12 protein-coding genes and 1 pseudogene are annotated in these 13,142 nt (G+C 62.4%); 5 read left to right on the forward strand and 8 right to left on the reverse strand.

The window, feature by feature from the left end:
- Window positions 1-21: 21 nt before the first annotated feature.
- The 5 genes and pseudogenes from ABTV29_RS20550 to ABTV29_RS20570 form a co-directional block, all read right to left on the reverse strand.
- Entirely contained in the window at window positions 22-885 is an 864-nt protein-coding gene (locus tag ABTV29_RS20550) for a methyl-accepting chemotaxis protein (RefSeq protein ID WP_433771957.1), read from the reverse strand.
- A gap of 42 nt (window positions 886-927) precedes the next feature.
- Window positions 928-1,647, reverse strand: a pseudogene (locus ABTV29_RS20555) (MCP four helix bundle domain-containing protein); the annotation flags it as partial.
- A 350-nt stretch (window positions 1,648-1,997) separates the two neighbouring features.
- Complete coding sequence (locus tag ABTV29_RS20560; protein WP_433766515.1) at window positions 1,998-2,756, reverse strand: HvfC family RiPP maturation protein; 759 nt, start codon at window positions 2,754-2,756, stop codon at window positions 1,998-2,000.
- Window positions 2,734-3,588, reverse strand: a complete 855-nt coding sequence (locus ABTV29_RS20565; RefSeq protein WP_433766516.1) for an HvfB family MNIO-type RiPP peptide maturase — start codon at window positions 3,586-3,588, stop codon at window positions 2,734-2,736. The genes ABTV29_RS20560 and ABTV29_RS20565 overlap by 23 nt, the downstream gene beginning before the upstream one ends.
- Before the next feature lie 146 nt (window positions 3,589-3,734).
- Window positions 3,735-5,069: an acetamidase/formamidase family protein gene (locus ABTV29_RS20570; protein ID WP_433766517.1), complete on the reverse strand. Its 1,335-nt coding sequence runs from the start codon at window positions 5,067-5,069 to the stop codon at window positions 3,735-3,737.
- Window positions 5,070-5,557: 488 nt separating this feature from the next.
- Between ABTV29_RS20570 and ABTV29_RS20575 the strand changes: the two genes are divergently transcribed.
- Both ABTV29_RS20575 and ABTV29_RS20580 read left to right on the forward strand, forming a co-directional pair.
- Window positions 5,558-6,604: a class I SAM-dependent methyltransferase gene (locus ABTV29_RS20575; RefSeq protein WP_433766518.1), complete on the forward strand. Its 1,047-nt coding sequence runs from the start codon at window positions 5,558-5,560 to the stop codon at window positions 6,602-6,604.
- 118 nt (window positions 6,605-6,722) lie between these two features.
- Window positions 6,723-7,565, forward strand: coding sequence for an NAD-dependent protein deacetylase (locus ABTV29_RS20580; RefSeq protein WP_433766519.1), 843 nt, complete (start codon window positions 6,723-6,725; stop codon window positions 7,563-7,565).
- Window positions 7,566-7,686: 121 nt separating this feature from the next.
- On the opposite strand, the gene ABTV29_RS20585 is transcribed toward ABTV29_RS20580, so the two are convergent.
- Entirely contained in the window at window positions 7,687-8,583 is an 897-nt protein-coding gene (locus ABTV29_RS20585) for a LysR substrate-binding domain-containing protein (RefSeq protein ID WP_433766520.1), read from the reverse strand.
- Window positions 8,584-8,889: 306 nt separating this feature from the next.
- Here ABTV29_RS20585 and ABTV29_RS20590 point away from each other — a divergent pair, with 306 nt between their 5' ends.
- The 3 genes from ABTV29_RS20590 to ABTV29_RS20600 are packed head-to-tail and all read left to right on the forward strand — an operon-like array spanning window position 8,890 to window position 11,483.
- A complete protein-coding gene (locus ABTV29_RS20590; RefSeq protein ID WP_056854522.1) occupies window positions 8,890-9,588 on the forward strand; it encodes a CoA transferase subunit A in 699 nt (232 codons plus the stop codon).
- A gap of 36 nt (window positions 9,589-9,624) precedes the next feature.
- A complete protein-coding gene (locus tag ABTV29_RS20595) occupies window positions 9,625-10,290 on the forward strand; it encodes a CoA transferase subunit B (RefSeq protein ID WP_033042175.1) in 666 nt (221 codons plus the stop codon).
- An 11-nt stretch (window positions 10,291-10,301) separates the two neighbouring features.
- Window positions 10,302-11,483, forward strand: a complete 1,182-nt coding sequence (locus ABTV29_RS20600; protein ID WP_433766521.1) for an acetyl-CoA C-acetyltransferase — start codon at window positions 10,302-10,304, stop codon at window positions 11,481-11,483.
- A 213-nt stretch (window positions 11,484-11,696) separates the two neighbouring features.
- On the opposite strand, the gene ABTV29_RS20605 is transcribed toward ABTV29_RS20600, so the two are convergent.
- Both ABTV29_RS20605 and ABTV29_RS20610 read right to left on the reverse strand, forming a co-directional pair.
- Window positions 11,697-12,299, reverse strand: coding sequence for an NADPH-dependent F420 reductase (locus tag ABTV29_RS20605; protein WP_433766522.1), 603 nt, complete (start codon window positions 12,297-12,299; stop codon window positions 11,697-11,699).
- Window positions 12,300-12,317: 18 nt separating this feature from the next.
- Window positions 12,318-13,067 (reverse strand): SDR family NAD(P)-dependent oxidoreductase, encoded by a 750-nt coding sequence (locus tag ABTV29_RS20610; protein WP_433766523.1) that lies wholly within the window; start codon window positions 13,065-13,067, stop codon window positions 12,318-12,320.
- Between the last annotated feature and the right edge of the window lie 75 nt (window positions 13,068-13,142).

Below are 13,142 nucleotides of genomic sequence, written 5' to 3' on the forward strand. Positions count from 1 at the left end.
GGAAATTCCACCACCCTTTCTTTAGATGACAAACCGCGAAACCAGCGCATTCAGCGCCACCGCCAGGCTCGACAGCTCGTGGGTGGCGGCGCTGGTCTGGTTGGCGCCGGCGGCGGACTGGGTGGCGAGATCGCGAATGTTCACCAGGTTGCGGTCCACTTCGCGAGACACCTGAGCCTGCTCCTCCGATGCACTGGCGATCACCAGGTTACGTTCGTTGATCAGATGGATCGATTGGGTGATCTGCTCCAGTGCCACACCCGCGGCACGGGCCATTTCCAGGGTGCTTTGGGTGCGCTCGTTACTCTGCTGCATCGAAGCCACCGCTTCACCGGTGCCATTCTGAATACCGGCGACCATCTTCTCGATTTCCTGGGTCGACTGCGCCGTGCGATGGGCCAGTGCCCGAACCTCGTCCGCCACCACCGCAAAACCCCGTCCGGCCTCACCGGCACGGGCGGCTTCGATAGCAGCGTTCAGCGCCAGCAGGTTGGTTTGTTCGGCGATGGCGCGGATCACGTCCAGCACTTTGCCGATATCACGGCCCTGGGCTGCCAGGCCTTCGATCAACAGCGAGGTGCTATGCACATCGTGGGTCATGGTCTGGATTGCGTCGACGGTTTCCACCACGCGATCGCGGCCTTCGCGGGCGGCCTGGGTCGACTGGTTCGACGCTTCCGACGTCGACACCGCGTTGCGCGCCACTTCCTCTACGGCGGCAGTCATTTCGTTGACGGCGGTGGCCGCCTGTTCGATTTCATTGTTCTGCTGTTGCAGGCCTCGGGAGGCGTCTTGAGTCACCGCACTGAGTTCTTCGGCGGCGGCGCCCAGTTGCGTGGCGGAACCGGCAATCTGCTCGATGGTTTTGCGCAGGTTGTCTTGCATGGTGGACAAGGCGCCGAGCAAGCGGGCCGGCTCGTCCTTGCCATCGACCTCAATGGTTTTGGTCAAGTTGCCGCCCGCGATGGTTTGCGCGGCCTGCACTGCACGGTTCAAGGGCGTGACGATGCTGCGGGTCAGCAGCCAGGCCAGCAGCACAGTCATCAGCGCCGCCACCACGGCCACCGCGATGATTCCGTTCACGGCGGTGTTGTAGTTCTCTTCGGCGACAACCCCGGCGGCCTTGGCGCCGTCGGTGTTGTATGCCACCAGCCGGCCCAGTTGCTCGCCCATCAGGTCGGTGCCGTCCTTGATCCGGGTGTTGATCAAGGTGCGCATCTCGTCAATTTTGTTCTGGCGTGACAAGTCCAGCATTTCGCGCTGGGCCTGCATGTAGCTATCCAGGGTCGCGCTGAAAACCTTGTACAGCGCCGCCTCATCCGGGCCCGCCGGCAACTCGGCATAGCTGGCCTGGGCCTTGCGCGCCTTGTCGGTCAGCACACCGATACGGGTTTCGGCTTCCTGCAAACTGGCCGGATCGCGGTTGACCAGAATCCGGAAAGAAAGGATGCGCATGCGCAGGATGTTTTCGGTGACGTTACCCAGGAAGCCGACGCTGGGCAGCTGGGTGCTGCCCATGTCGATCGAGGACTGGCGAATGATCGACATGCGGTTGACCGCAAACACCCCCAGCACGATGACCAGCAGTGCAATGAAGGCAAAACCCAGGAATGCGCGAGGCGCGATGCTCAGATTACGCAGTGACATAGGATGACTCTCGGGTGATTGAGGCGACGAGCATCCTTGCCGAGATCACTGAAGAGCTGGCGTGGGCGCGCAGCTTTTCAGCCTGGCGCCACGGTCGTAACTGCCTGTGCGCGCCTGTTAGTTGTATCGGCCAGGCTTTAGATTTTTTGCGGGGTCTGAGCAAATAAATTTCAATGGGTTACGGGTGTTTCGTGGGCGATACAGATGGAACAAACGTACACATTTTCCTGCGTCACTGAGAACCACTGTGGGAGCGAGCCTGCTCGCGAAGGCGTTGTGTCAGGCGACATAGATGCTGAATGTTCAGGCCTCTTCGCGAGCAGGCTCGCTCCCACAGGGGATGTGTCGCATCAACTGACTGCGCCCACCACTTGCTCCCGGTGAAGCTGTCGCAACAACGCCAAGCCGTTATCGAAGAATTCCTGCGCCCCACTCGCCCCTGCCTCCTGCGCCAACCCTTGCAGCTGCGCGCGCCCATCCAGCCCAGGAAACTCATCAATACGCTGCAACAACCGCCACGCCAGCGGCGTCAGTGCGGAAAACTTCACACTCCAGTCTTCAGCCCGACGCACAAGCAGCAACGTCGGTTGCTCCGGCGCCTCGTCCGGCTGGTAATCCGGTCCGACCAACTGCACCGGCCAGGCATACGCCAACGGCCAGGCCAAGGGCGAAACCTGTAACGGGCGATCCAGCAACAGGTTGGCGTCGCCGGGTGGCAATGGCTCGGCTTCGGATTGCTGCAAAGCCATTTCCACCCATTCGTAGTGCGCCAGTTCCACCATGAATGGCGGCCACGAACCCTCGGCCAGTGCCTCGGGTTGGGAGGCGAGAAACTCGACGAATTCCTCGGCGATTTCACCGAATTTCGGGGTGTGGGCGCGATAGTCGCGCAGGAAGATCCGCACCAGTGCGCGCCAGCGTTTGTCGCCGAGAATCTGCACCAGCACCGGAAAGGTGCCGCTGATCAAGGTCGACAGGTTGGCAAACACCAGGTCGCGATACACCTGGGCCCGCTTCGGGTCCATTTCCACTGGCGGCGCGCAATGCTCGGGATCGCGCAGGTACAGGCCCATGTTGCTTTGCTGGTCAAACAGCGAGCGCTTGGCCACGGTCCACCTCCTGGGTCTGCAAGCGGCGAATGGTCTGCAATTCGGCGACCAGATCGGAAAACGCCGGGAAGTTGAAATCCCGCTCCAGCAGGGTCGGTTGCACGCCGAACCGGGCATAGGCCTCGGCCAGCAACTTCCACACCGCCGGTTTGACCGATGCGCCATGGGTGTCGATTTTCAGGGTGTCGGACTCATCGAAGTGCCCGGCGATGTGCATGGCCACCACACGGTTCGCGTCGATACCGGCCAGGAAGGTGCGCGGATCGAAACCATGGTTGATCGAGTTGACGTAAACGTTGTTGACGTCCAGCAACAAGTCGCAGTCGGCTTCGCGCAGCACGGCATTGGTGAAGGTCACTTCGTCCATGTCCTGCTGCGGCGCGGCATAGTAAGAAACGTTTTCCACCGCCAGGCGCCGACCGAGAATGTCCTGGGCCTGACGGATGCGCGCGGCGACGTGGTGCACCGCTTCTTCGGTAAAGGGCAGCGGCAACAGATCGTAGAGATGACCGTCATCGCTGCAGTAACTCAGGTGCTCGCTGTACAGCGGCACGTTGTAGTGATCGAGGAACGCCCGCACTTCGCGCAAGAACCCGACATCCAGCGGCGACGGCCCACCCAGGGACAGCGACAGGCCGTGGCAGGACAACGGATAGCGCTCGGCCAGCGAACGCAATGCCGCGCCATGGGCACCGCCGATGCCGATCCAGTTCTCCGGGGCGACTTCCAGAAAGTCGAAATGGCCAACCGGGGCGGCCTGGAGGTCTTTCATTAAACCGCGACGCAAGCCGAGCCCGGCACTGGCCTTGGCGTATGGGATGGGAGTCTGCATGGTGTCGATCTCAAGGGTTGTCAGAACGTGCTCACAGTTAACCGAAGCGGTGTATCGGCTCTGTGTTGCGCGTCGACGGAAAACGGCAGGACTTGTATCGGCAACGGGTCTGTACACATTGGGGTACAAACCCGTTGGAAAAGGCATTACGCCAGGTCGTACTTCTCACGCACCAGATGGCCGATACCCATGCGATCAAGCACGTTCATCGGGCACAGGAAGGTCACGCGCACGGTGCCCGGCAGGCGGCTGATGTCGATGGAGCCGGTGATGGTCGCGCGGTTGAGCACTTCGTCATACGGCAGGCCGGTGACGGCGGCGGCGCGCTGCAAGCCGTTCTCCACTGCCAGGTTAAGGTTTTCGCCGCTGCCGATGAAGGTGATCGGGCCACTCTGCTCGATCTCGTGCTGGCCCCAACGCTCGCCCAGTGCGCGAACGCTGGCCCGCTGTTGGGCATTCATGGGGCGCGCCATCGGTGGCAGGTCGTCGAGGTTTTGCAGGAGGATCGGGCCTTCCAGCGTGAGGTTCTTCACCACCTCCACCACCACTTCGGTTTCCCCGGAGCAGTCGGTGGCGTGCCCGGCGATCTCGCCGTTGCCCTGCTGGGCATGCATGTCGCCCATGTACACCCCGGCGCCCGGGACTTTCACCGGGCAGATCAACACGCAACCTTCGCGGATCGAGTTTGTGTCCATGTGGCCGTCGGTCTTGGCCGCGTGCAGCTCTTCGCGGGTCATGCCGAAACGGTGCGGGGCGTTGATCAGGTACTGGCCGAAATCGGCGCAGTTATGCGAGTCGGGCAAGTCGCGGGACGGCATGGTGCCGATGTTGCCGAGGAACGGCCGCATGTGCGCGGCAACGCCGGGGATGTCGGCGCGGGCCAGGGACAGGATCGAGTGCTGGGCCGCGAACTCCGGCAGTGCCGACATTTCGGACGCCTTGCCGGCCAGTTGATTGGCGATGTCCTGATTGACTGTCAGGCTGACCTGGTTCTGCGCATCGAACACGATCACATACCCGTGGCTGAAGCGGAACGCGCTGACTTCGGCGCCACAGTGGTTGCAGCGAATCGCATCCTCGCCAATGCCTTCGACATGGCTGGCCGGGTGTTCGGTACCGCACTTGGAGCAGAACTTGGCAACGAACGGGTCGCCGTTGTAGCGCCCCTCGACGAAGGCCATGACCCCGGACGAAGTGGCCAGCGACGTGACCCGCATGCTTTTGATCTTGATCGCCACCGCATCGCCAATTTCCGCGCCGGCGACGTACACCGGCTGCGTCACTTCATGGCCGCCTTCGAAGGCCGGGGTGATCATCGGTCCCCAGCAGCCTGGCGGTGTGCCGGTGATCAGGGTGCCGCCATCGGCCAACGGGCCGAGCATCGGCTGGCTCGGGCCGATGATGCCGTGGGTGTAGTGATCGACTCGCAGGCGATCGACCGGCGTGGCGTTGAGCGTGGATTCAGGAACAAGCGTTGTCATTATGGTCCCCTTGACCGCATCAGGCGCGGAACAGAGTCAGGAGCGAACGGCCGCCGGCGAAGGCGTCCAGGAAAAGGGTTCTGGCCGCCACGGTTCAGGGCGCCAGAACGGCCTGAACAGTTCATCGCAGGTTTGTGTCTGGTCTGTGTTCTGAGGGGGTCGGTAATTGCCGGGGACTGTATCGGGAGGGCTGTTAGATACATTGGGATACATGCAAATCTTGTGGGCGCCAATGATCCCTGTGGGAGCGGGCTTGCCCGCGATGGCGTTGTGTCAGACAACAAATATGCTGGATCTAGCGGCCTCATCGCGGGCAAGCCCGCTCCCACAGGGACTTTCGTCGTTCCAAGCAGCGCCGTTTAGCCCCCGAACTAAACTTACTGCACGCAGGACGTGCCTTTCGCCCTGCCCATTCACACGACCACCGCCCAGCGGCGAATACCCAAGCAATGCCTCTGGACCGTGATCCTCTTGAAGGAGCACACGTGATGGACGAGGCCAGACTCAATGACTTCATGGGCAAACTGGTCAATGACATGGGCGGCGCGGCGATGCTGGCCAATGTCATCCTTGGCGAAGAGCTTGGCCTGTACCGGGCCATGGCCGACAGCCAGTTGATCAGCCCCGAAGCTCTCGCCGAAAAGACCGGCTGCAACGCCCGGCTGGTGCGCGAGTGGCTCAGCGCCCATGCCGCCTCCGGCTATATGGAACACTCAGGCGGCCAGTTTCGCCTTCCCGAAGAACAGGCCCTGGCCCTGGCCATCGAAGACTCGCCGGTCTACATCGCGGCGGGTGTCGGGGTGGTCGCGGCGCTTTTCCATGACAAGGACAAACTGGTCAAAGCCATGCGCGGCGACGGCGGCCTGCCCTGGGGCGATCACCATCCATGCATGTTCAGCGGCACCGAACGGTTCTTCCGCCCCGGCTACAAGGCACACCTGATCAGTGAATGGCTACCCGCACTCGACGGTGTGGTGGCAAAACTTACAGCGGGAGCCAAGGTAGCGGACATCGGCTGCGGACACGGCGCCTCCACGGTGATCATGGCCCAGGCGTTTCCGGAATCACGGTTCGTCGGTTTCGACTACCACGCCCCTTCCGTCACCGTCGCTACCCAGCGGGCCGAGGAAGGCGGTGTCTCCGGGCGCGCGCGATTCTTCCAGGGCACGGCGAAAAGTTACCCCGGCGACGACTATGACCTGATTTGCTACTTCGATTGCCTGCACGACATGGGCGATCCGGTAGGGGCGGCCAAACATGCCTACGAGTCGCTGAAACCGGACGGCACGGTATTGCTGGTGGAACCCTTCGCCAACGATGCCCTCGACGACAACATCAATCCGGTGGGCCGGCTGTTCTATGCGGCCTCGACATTCATCTGCACACCCAACTCGCTGTCCCAGGAAGTTGGTCTCGGCCTCGGCGCCCAGGCCGGCGAGGCGCGATTGCGCAAGGTGTTCACCGAGGCGGGATTCAGCACATTCCGTCGGGCCACGGAGACGCCGTTCAACCTGATTCTGGAAGCTCGTAAGTAGGCATCGCATTCCGTCTGTAGGAGCGAGCTTGCTCGCGATGGTGTATCAGATAGATTGATTTTGACTGACACACCATCGCGAGCAAGCTCGCTCCTACAGGGTCCACGGAGTGTTGAAGATGATCGACAGCCTCATCCACGAACAGCTCGACCGCCTCCGGCAACTCATGGCCGACGAGCCGTTCGCGGTCCTGACCGGCGCGGGTATCAGTACCCCGTCAGGCATTCCCGACTATCGCGACAACCAGGGCGTACGCCGTGGCCGGCAGCCGATGATGTACCAGGAATTTCTCTCGGCACCCGAATCCCGGCGGCGCTATTGGGCACGGGCGATGCTCGGCTGGCCGCGAGTGCGCCAGGCCCGGCCGAATGTCGCCCACGACACCCTCGCCCGCCTGCAAAGCACCCGCCGGATCAGCGCCTTGATCACCCAGAACGTCGACACCCTGCACGACCAGGCCGGCAGCCATGACGTGATCGAACTGCACGGCAGCCTGCACCGGGTGTTGTGCCTGGACTGCGGCCAACGCAGCGAACGCGATTCGATCCAGCAATTGATGGAAGCGCAGAATCCATACCTGGCCGGTGTCGACGCGGTGCAGGCGCCGGACGGCGATACGTTGCTGGATGCCGCTTTCGAAGCGCGCTTTCAGGTCCCGCAGTGCCCGCACTGTACGGGCCAGCGCATGAAGCCGGACGTGGTGTTCTTTGGCGAGAACGTTGCCCAGCCAACCGCGGCAAAAGCCATGGCTTCGGTGGAAAAGGCCGCGGGGTTGCTGGTGGTCGGCTCGTCGCTGATGGCGTATTCGGCGTTTCGCCTGTGCCGGGCGGTGGTGGATCAGGGCAAGCCGCTGCTGGCGATCAACTTGGGCAAGACTCGGGCGGACGAGATTCTGGATCTAAAGATCGAAGGGTCGTGCGAACAGCTTTTGCCGCTGTTGGCGCAACGCCTCAACAACTGACGGAACCCAACCCCCTGTAGGAGCGAGCCTGCTCGCGATGAAGCCGGCACGTCTGGCATAAGTATCGACTGACCCACCGCCATCGCGAGCAGGCTCGCTCCCACAGTGGATGGTGATCAGGTCATGAAAGTTGCTGGCCGAAATTCTCTTCTTTCAGCACATCAAACAACGCCTGCGCCGCCGCCGACAGCTCTGCCCCCGGCAAGGTCAGCACACCAATGGCCCGCTCCACCACCGGATCGCGCAGGGTGATGCAGCGCGCCCCCAGTTCGCGCATCTGCCCGGCGCACAAGGCCGGCACCGCGCTCACGCCCAATCCGCTGGCGACCATGCGCCCGACGGTCGCCAATTGATGGCTTTCAAACTCCACCGGCAGTTTCATGCCCCGGGCCTGCAAGTGTTCTTCCAGCATCACCCGCAACGTCGATGGCCGCTGCAAAGTAATGAACGGTTCCCTGAGCAAGGCCTGCCAATCGATTTCATCCCGCTCGACCAGCGGCGAATCCTGAGGCACCACGGCCACGAACCGGTCGATGTACAGCGGGGTAAAGTGCAGCGATGTACTCTGGGTCGGCTCGAACGCCACGCCCAGTTCCACCTGGCGGTCGCGGACCATTTCCAGCACCTGCTCGTTGATCACGTCGTTGACCGTGACATTCACGTTCGGATAGCGGGCGCGGAAGGTCTTGAGCATCGGCGGCAGCAGGTTGCCGGCAAAAGATGGCATCGCCGCCAGGGTCACGCGGCCGCGTTGCAAGGTGAAACGCTGGCGCAATTCATCCTCGGCGTTATCCCAGTCGGCAATCAAGCGGCGCGCCAGCGGCACCAGGGCTTCGCCCTCGGCGGTCAGCGCGACATTGCGCGTGTTGCGGGTGAACAAGCGCCCGCCAAGGCCGTCCTCCAGCGCCTTGATGGTCAGGCTCAAGGCCGATTGCGACAGGTGAAGGCGCTCGCAAGCCACGGCGAAACTCAGGCTCTGGGCCACGGCGAGGAAGGCACGGATCTGCTTAACGGTCATACACGACCTCTTCAGGCTAACTACATTAATTCGACATCACACAGGCCCACTGTAGGAGCTGCCACAGGCTGCGATCTTTTGATCTTGATCTTCAGCGATCTCGATGCAGTCAAAAACAAGATCAAAAGATCGCAGCCTTCGGCAGCTCCTACAGGAGTGAATTCGCTCAGACCAGCATTGGTCGCTACATTATTGAGTATTACCAATCAATCAACCTTAAAAATCAACTTAACAAATAAATCCGACAGCGAGACACTCAACCCCATACGGCTAGCCAGCCGCCCACAAAGAATAAAAGAGGTGCATATGGCAGGTTTCGACAAGCGCGTGAGTTCCTACGAGGAAGCACTGGCAGGTCTTGAAGACGGCATGACCGTGATCGCTGGCGGCTTCGGCCTGTGCGGCATTCCGGAAAACCTGATTGCCGAGATCAAGCGCAAGGGCACTCGCAACCTCACCGTGGTCTCCAACAACTGCGGCGTCGATGGTTTCGGCCTGGGCGTACTGCTGACAGACCGCCAGATCAGCAAGGTGGTGGCCTCCTACGTCGGCGAGAACAAGCTGTTCGAAGAGCAACTGCTCAAGGGCGAAATCGAAGTCATCCTGACCCCGCAAGGCACCCTCGCCGAAAAAATGCGCGCAGGCGGCGCCGGTATCCCGGCCTTCTTTACCGCCACCGGCGTCGGCACCCCGGTTGCCGAAGGCAAGGAAGTGCGCGAATTCCATGGCCGCAAGTACCTGATGGAAGAATCCATCACCGGCGACTTCGCCATCGTCAAAGGCTGGAAAGCCGACCATTTCGGTAACGTCATCTACCGCCACACCGCCCAGAACTTCAACCCGCTGGCCGCCACCGCCGGCAAGATCACCGTGGTCGAAGTCGAAGAAATCGTCGAACCCGGCGAGCTGGACCCGGCGCAGATCCACACCCCTGGCATCTACGTCGACCGGATCATCTGCGGCACGTTCGAGAAGCGCATCGAACAGCGCACCGTACGCAAGTGATCCCCTGCCCCCGGACCGAATGAAGGAATAACAACAATGGCACTTTCCCGCGAACAAATGGCTCAACGCGTCGCCCGTGAAATGCAGGACGGCTTCTACGTGAACCTGGGCATCGGCATTCCGACCCTGGTTGCCAACTACATCCCCGAAGGCATGGAAGTCATGCTGCAGTCGGAAAACGGCCTGCTGGGCATGGGTCCGTTTCCTACCGAAGAAACCATCGATGCCGACATGATCAACGCCGGCAAGCAAACCGTGACCGCGCGCATCGGCGCGTCGATCTTCTCCTCGGCCGAGTCCTTCGCGATGATTCGCGGCGGCCATGTCGACCTGACCGTGCTGGGCGCCTTTGAAGTGGATGTGCAAGGCAACATCGCTTCGTGGATGATTCCCGGCAAGCTGGTCAAGGGCATGGGCGGTGCGATGGACCTGGTGGCCGGCGCCGACAACATCATCGTGATCATGACCCACGCGTCCAAGGACGGTGAGTCCAAGCTCCTGTCCCAGTGCAGCCTGCCGCTGACCGGCGCCGGCTGCATCAAGCGCGTGCTGACGGACCTGGCCTACCTGGAAATCGAAAATGGCGCATTTGTCCTCAAGGAACGCGCACCTGGCGTCAGCGTTGAAGAGATCGTCGCCAAAACCGCCGGTAAACTGATCGTCCCGGACCACGTTCCGGAAATGCAGTTCGCTGACCAGTGAGGAATCATTCCATGCAAGAAGTCGTCATTGTTGCCGCCACGCGTACCGCGATCGGCAGCTTCCAGGGTGCCCTGGCCAATGTGTCCGCCGTGGACCTGGGCGCAGCGGTTATCCGTCAGTTGTTGGCGCAAACCGGTCTGAACCCTGCCGAAGTCGATGAAGTCATCATGGGCCAGGTATTGACCGCCGGCGCCGGGCAGAACCCTGCCCGCCAGGCCTCGATCAAGGCCGGCCTGCCTGTCGCCGTTCCGGCCATGACCCTGAACAAGGTCTGCGGCTCGGGCCTCAAGGCCCTGCACCTGGCCACCCAGGCGATCCGTTGCGGCGACGCCGACGTGATCATCGCCGGCGGCCAGGAAAGCATGAGCCTGGCCAACTACGTGATCCCCGGCGCCCGCACCGGCCTACGCATGGGTCACTCGCAAATCGTCGACACCATGATCAGCGACGGCCTGTGGGATGCGTTCAACGATTACCACATGGGCATCACCGCCGAGAACCTGGTGGATAAGTACGGCATCAGTCGCGAACAGCAGGACGCCTTCGCCGCCGCCTCGCAGCAGAAAGCCACGGCCGCCATCGAAGCCGGGCGGTTTGTCGAGGAGATCACGCCGATCCTGATCCCGCAGCGCAAGGGCGACCCGTTGTCCTTCGCCACCGACGAGCAACCACGGGCCGGCACCACCGCCGAATCCCTGGGCAAGCTCAAGCCGGCCTTTAAAAAGGACGGTTCGGTGACCGCCGGCAACGCTTCGTCGCTGAACGACGGTGCCGCCGCGGTGATCCTGATGAGCGCCGAAAAAGCCAAGGCCCTGGGCCTGCCGGTACTGGCAAAAATCGCCGCCTACGCCAACGCGGGCGTGGACCCGGCGATCATGGGCATCGGCCCGGTGTCGGCGACCCGCCGCTGCCTCGACAAGGCTGGCTGGTCCATCGATCAGCTGGACCTGATCGAAGCCAACGAAGCCTTCGCCGCACAATCGCTGGCCGTGGCCAAGGACCTGGAATGGGACTTGAACAAGGTCAACGTCAACGGCGGCGCCATCGCCCTGGGCCACCCGATCGGTGCCTCGGGCTGCCGCGTGCTGGTGACCTTGCTGCATGAAATGATCAAGCGCGACGCCAAGAAAGGCCTGGCTACCCTGTGCATTGGTGGTGGTCAGGGCGTGGCCCTGGCGATCGAACGAGCGTAAAGCGTTCAACAGACTGCGCGGGGACCCACGAAGAGCCGCGCAGGCTGGAAAAACACCCGGTGTAACTTCGGTTACACCGGGTTATTTTTTGTTCTCCTGTAGGAGCGAGCATGCTCGCGATGGAGGTTCGGATAAAGCGGGCTGTCAGGCAGCACGCGTTATCGTTGGCGTCCATCGCGAGCATGCTCGCTCCTACAGGGTGCAGATGTCGTTTCAGGCAAACTTCACCAGATTCAACGCCGGCAACGGCCCTCCCGGAAACTGCACCAGCCGCCCGCCGACATTCAACGACCCCAGATCAACGCCGAAGAACCCCAGGCGCTCGATCAACGCCGCCACTTCAACCTTGGCCTGTGCCGAATCCCCCGAAAAGAACAGCACCCTGCGACCGCCCTCCGCCGCCGGATCGCCATCGACCAGATGCGCCTGAAGGTGATTGAACGCCTTCACCACCCGCGCCCCCGGCACCCACTCGGCAAACACTTCACTGGACACCCGGCCCTGCAGATCCACCGCCTTGAACAGCGGCGCCTCGATCGGGTTGTTCGCATCGATCACGATCTGCCCGCCGAAATCCGGCAACCCGGCCAGCGCGGTCGGCAACTTCGACCAGTTCACCGCGACCAGCACGATGGCTTGCGCTGCGGCTTCTTCGCGGGTGCCGGCCCGTGCGGTCGGCCCCAATTCGGCGACCAGATCAGCCAGGGACTGCGGCCCGCGGCTGTTGGCGATGACCACTTCAATGCCCTGGCGCGACAGTGCCCGGGCGAAGGCTGCACCGATGGCGCCGGCGCCGATGATTCCAATCGTACTCATGCTGCTTTCCTCGGTTGATCAGGCGGTAAAGCCGCCGTCGGCAATGATGTCGGCGGCCGTGACGAACGCCGCGTCAGGGCTGGCCAGAAAGGCCACGACGCTGGCGATGTCTTCGGGTTTGCCATAACGGCCGATGGCGATGCCGGGGCCGACGATTTCGCTGACGGGACCGCCGTCCGGGTTCATGTCGGTGTCGGTCGGGCCCGGGTGAACCGTGTTGACGGTGATGCCCTTGGGTCCCAGATCACGGGCCAGGCTGCGGTTGAAACCGGCGATGGCGCCCTTGGTCAGGGTGTAGAGCGACGCGGTGGGGAACGCGGCGTAATGGGTCATCGACGAACCGATGTGAATGATCCGCCCTCCCGCCTTCATGGTGCGCGCCGCTTCCTGGGTGGCGACAAACACACCGGTGACGTTGACCGCGATCATGCGTTGGTAGTCATCGAAGCTGATGTCTTCGATCGGCCCGCCAAGGGCAATGCCGGCGTTGTTGACCAGGATGTCGAGGCTGCCGAACGCTTCGAGGGTGCGCGTCACCGCCCCGCGCACCGCCACCGGATCACCAGCGTCGGCGGCAATCGCCAGGGCGCGGCCGCCAGCGGCTTCGATGGCCTGTACCACCTCGAAGGCTTTGGCCGGCGATGCGCTGAAGGTCAGCACGACGCTGGCACCGTCGGCGGCCAGGCGCTTGGCAATGGCCGCACCGATGGAACGGGAACCGCCGGTGACCAATGCGGTTTTGCCGGCAAGGGGAAGATGAGACGTCATGGTGCTTTTCACTCCGTGGGTTGGGGATGGAGTGAATACTGCACTTGCCATTGGCACGTGATTAGTCGGTAATGG

This window comes from Pseudomonas putida (assembly GCF_050989985.1).
In the GTDB taxonomy this organism is placed as follows: Bacteria; Pseudomonadota; Gammaproteobacteria; order Pseudomonadales; family Pseudomonadaceae; genus Aquipseudomonas; species Aquipseudomonas putida_AI.

Excerpts from the sequence above, each read along its gene's own strand:
- ABTV29_RS20590 (WP_056854522.1), top strand. The coding sequence starts at position 8,890 with ATGGCAGGTTTCGACAAGCGCGTGAGTTCCTACGAGGAAGCACTGGCA.
- ABTV29_RS20610 (WP_433766523.1), bottom strand. The coding sequence starts at position 13,067 with ATGACGTCTCATCTTCCCCTTGCCGGCAAAACCGCATTGGTCACCGGC.
- ABTV29_RS20570 (WP_433766517.1), bottom strand. The coding sequence starts at position 5,069 with ATGACAACGCTTGTTCCTGAATCCACGCTCAACGCCACGCCGGTCGAT.
- ABTV29_RS20600 (WP_433766521.1), top strand. The coding sequence starts at position 10,302 with ATGCAAGAAGTCGTCATTGTTGCCGCCACGCGTACCGCGATCGGCAGC.
- ABTV29_RS20585 (WP_433766520.1), bottom strand. The coding sequence starts at position 8,583 with ATGACCGTTAAGCAGATCCGTGCCTTCCTCGCCGTGGCCCAGAGCCTG.
- ABTV29_RS20575 (WP_433766518.1), top strand. The coding sequence starts at position 5,558 with ATGGACGAGGCCAGACTCAATGACTTCATGGGCAAACTGGTCAATGAC.
- ABTV29_RS20605 (WP_433766522.1), bottom strand. The coding sequence starts at position 12,299 with ATGAGTACGATTGGAATCATCGGCGCCGGCGCCATCGGTGCAGCCTTC.
- ABTV29_RS20550 (WP_433771957.1), bottom strand. The coding sequence starts at position 885 with ATGCAAGACAACCTGCGCAAAACCATCGAGCAGATTGCCGGTTCCGCC.
- ABTV29_RS20565 (WP_433766516.1), bottom strand. The coding sequence starts at position 3,588 with ATGCAGACTCCCATCCCATACGCCAAGGCCAGTGCCGGGCTCGGCTTG.
- ABTV29_RS20580 (WP_433766519.1), top strand. The coding sequence starts at position 6,723 with ATGATCGACAGCCTCATCCACGAACAGCTCGACCGCCTCCGGCAACTC.
- ABTV29_RS20595 (WP_033042175.1), top strand. The coding sequence starts at position 9,625 with ATGGCACTTTCCCGCGAACAAATGGCTCAACGCGTCGCCCGTGAAATG.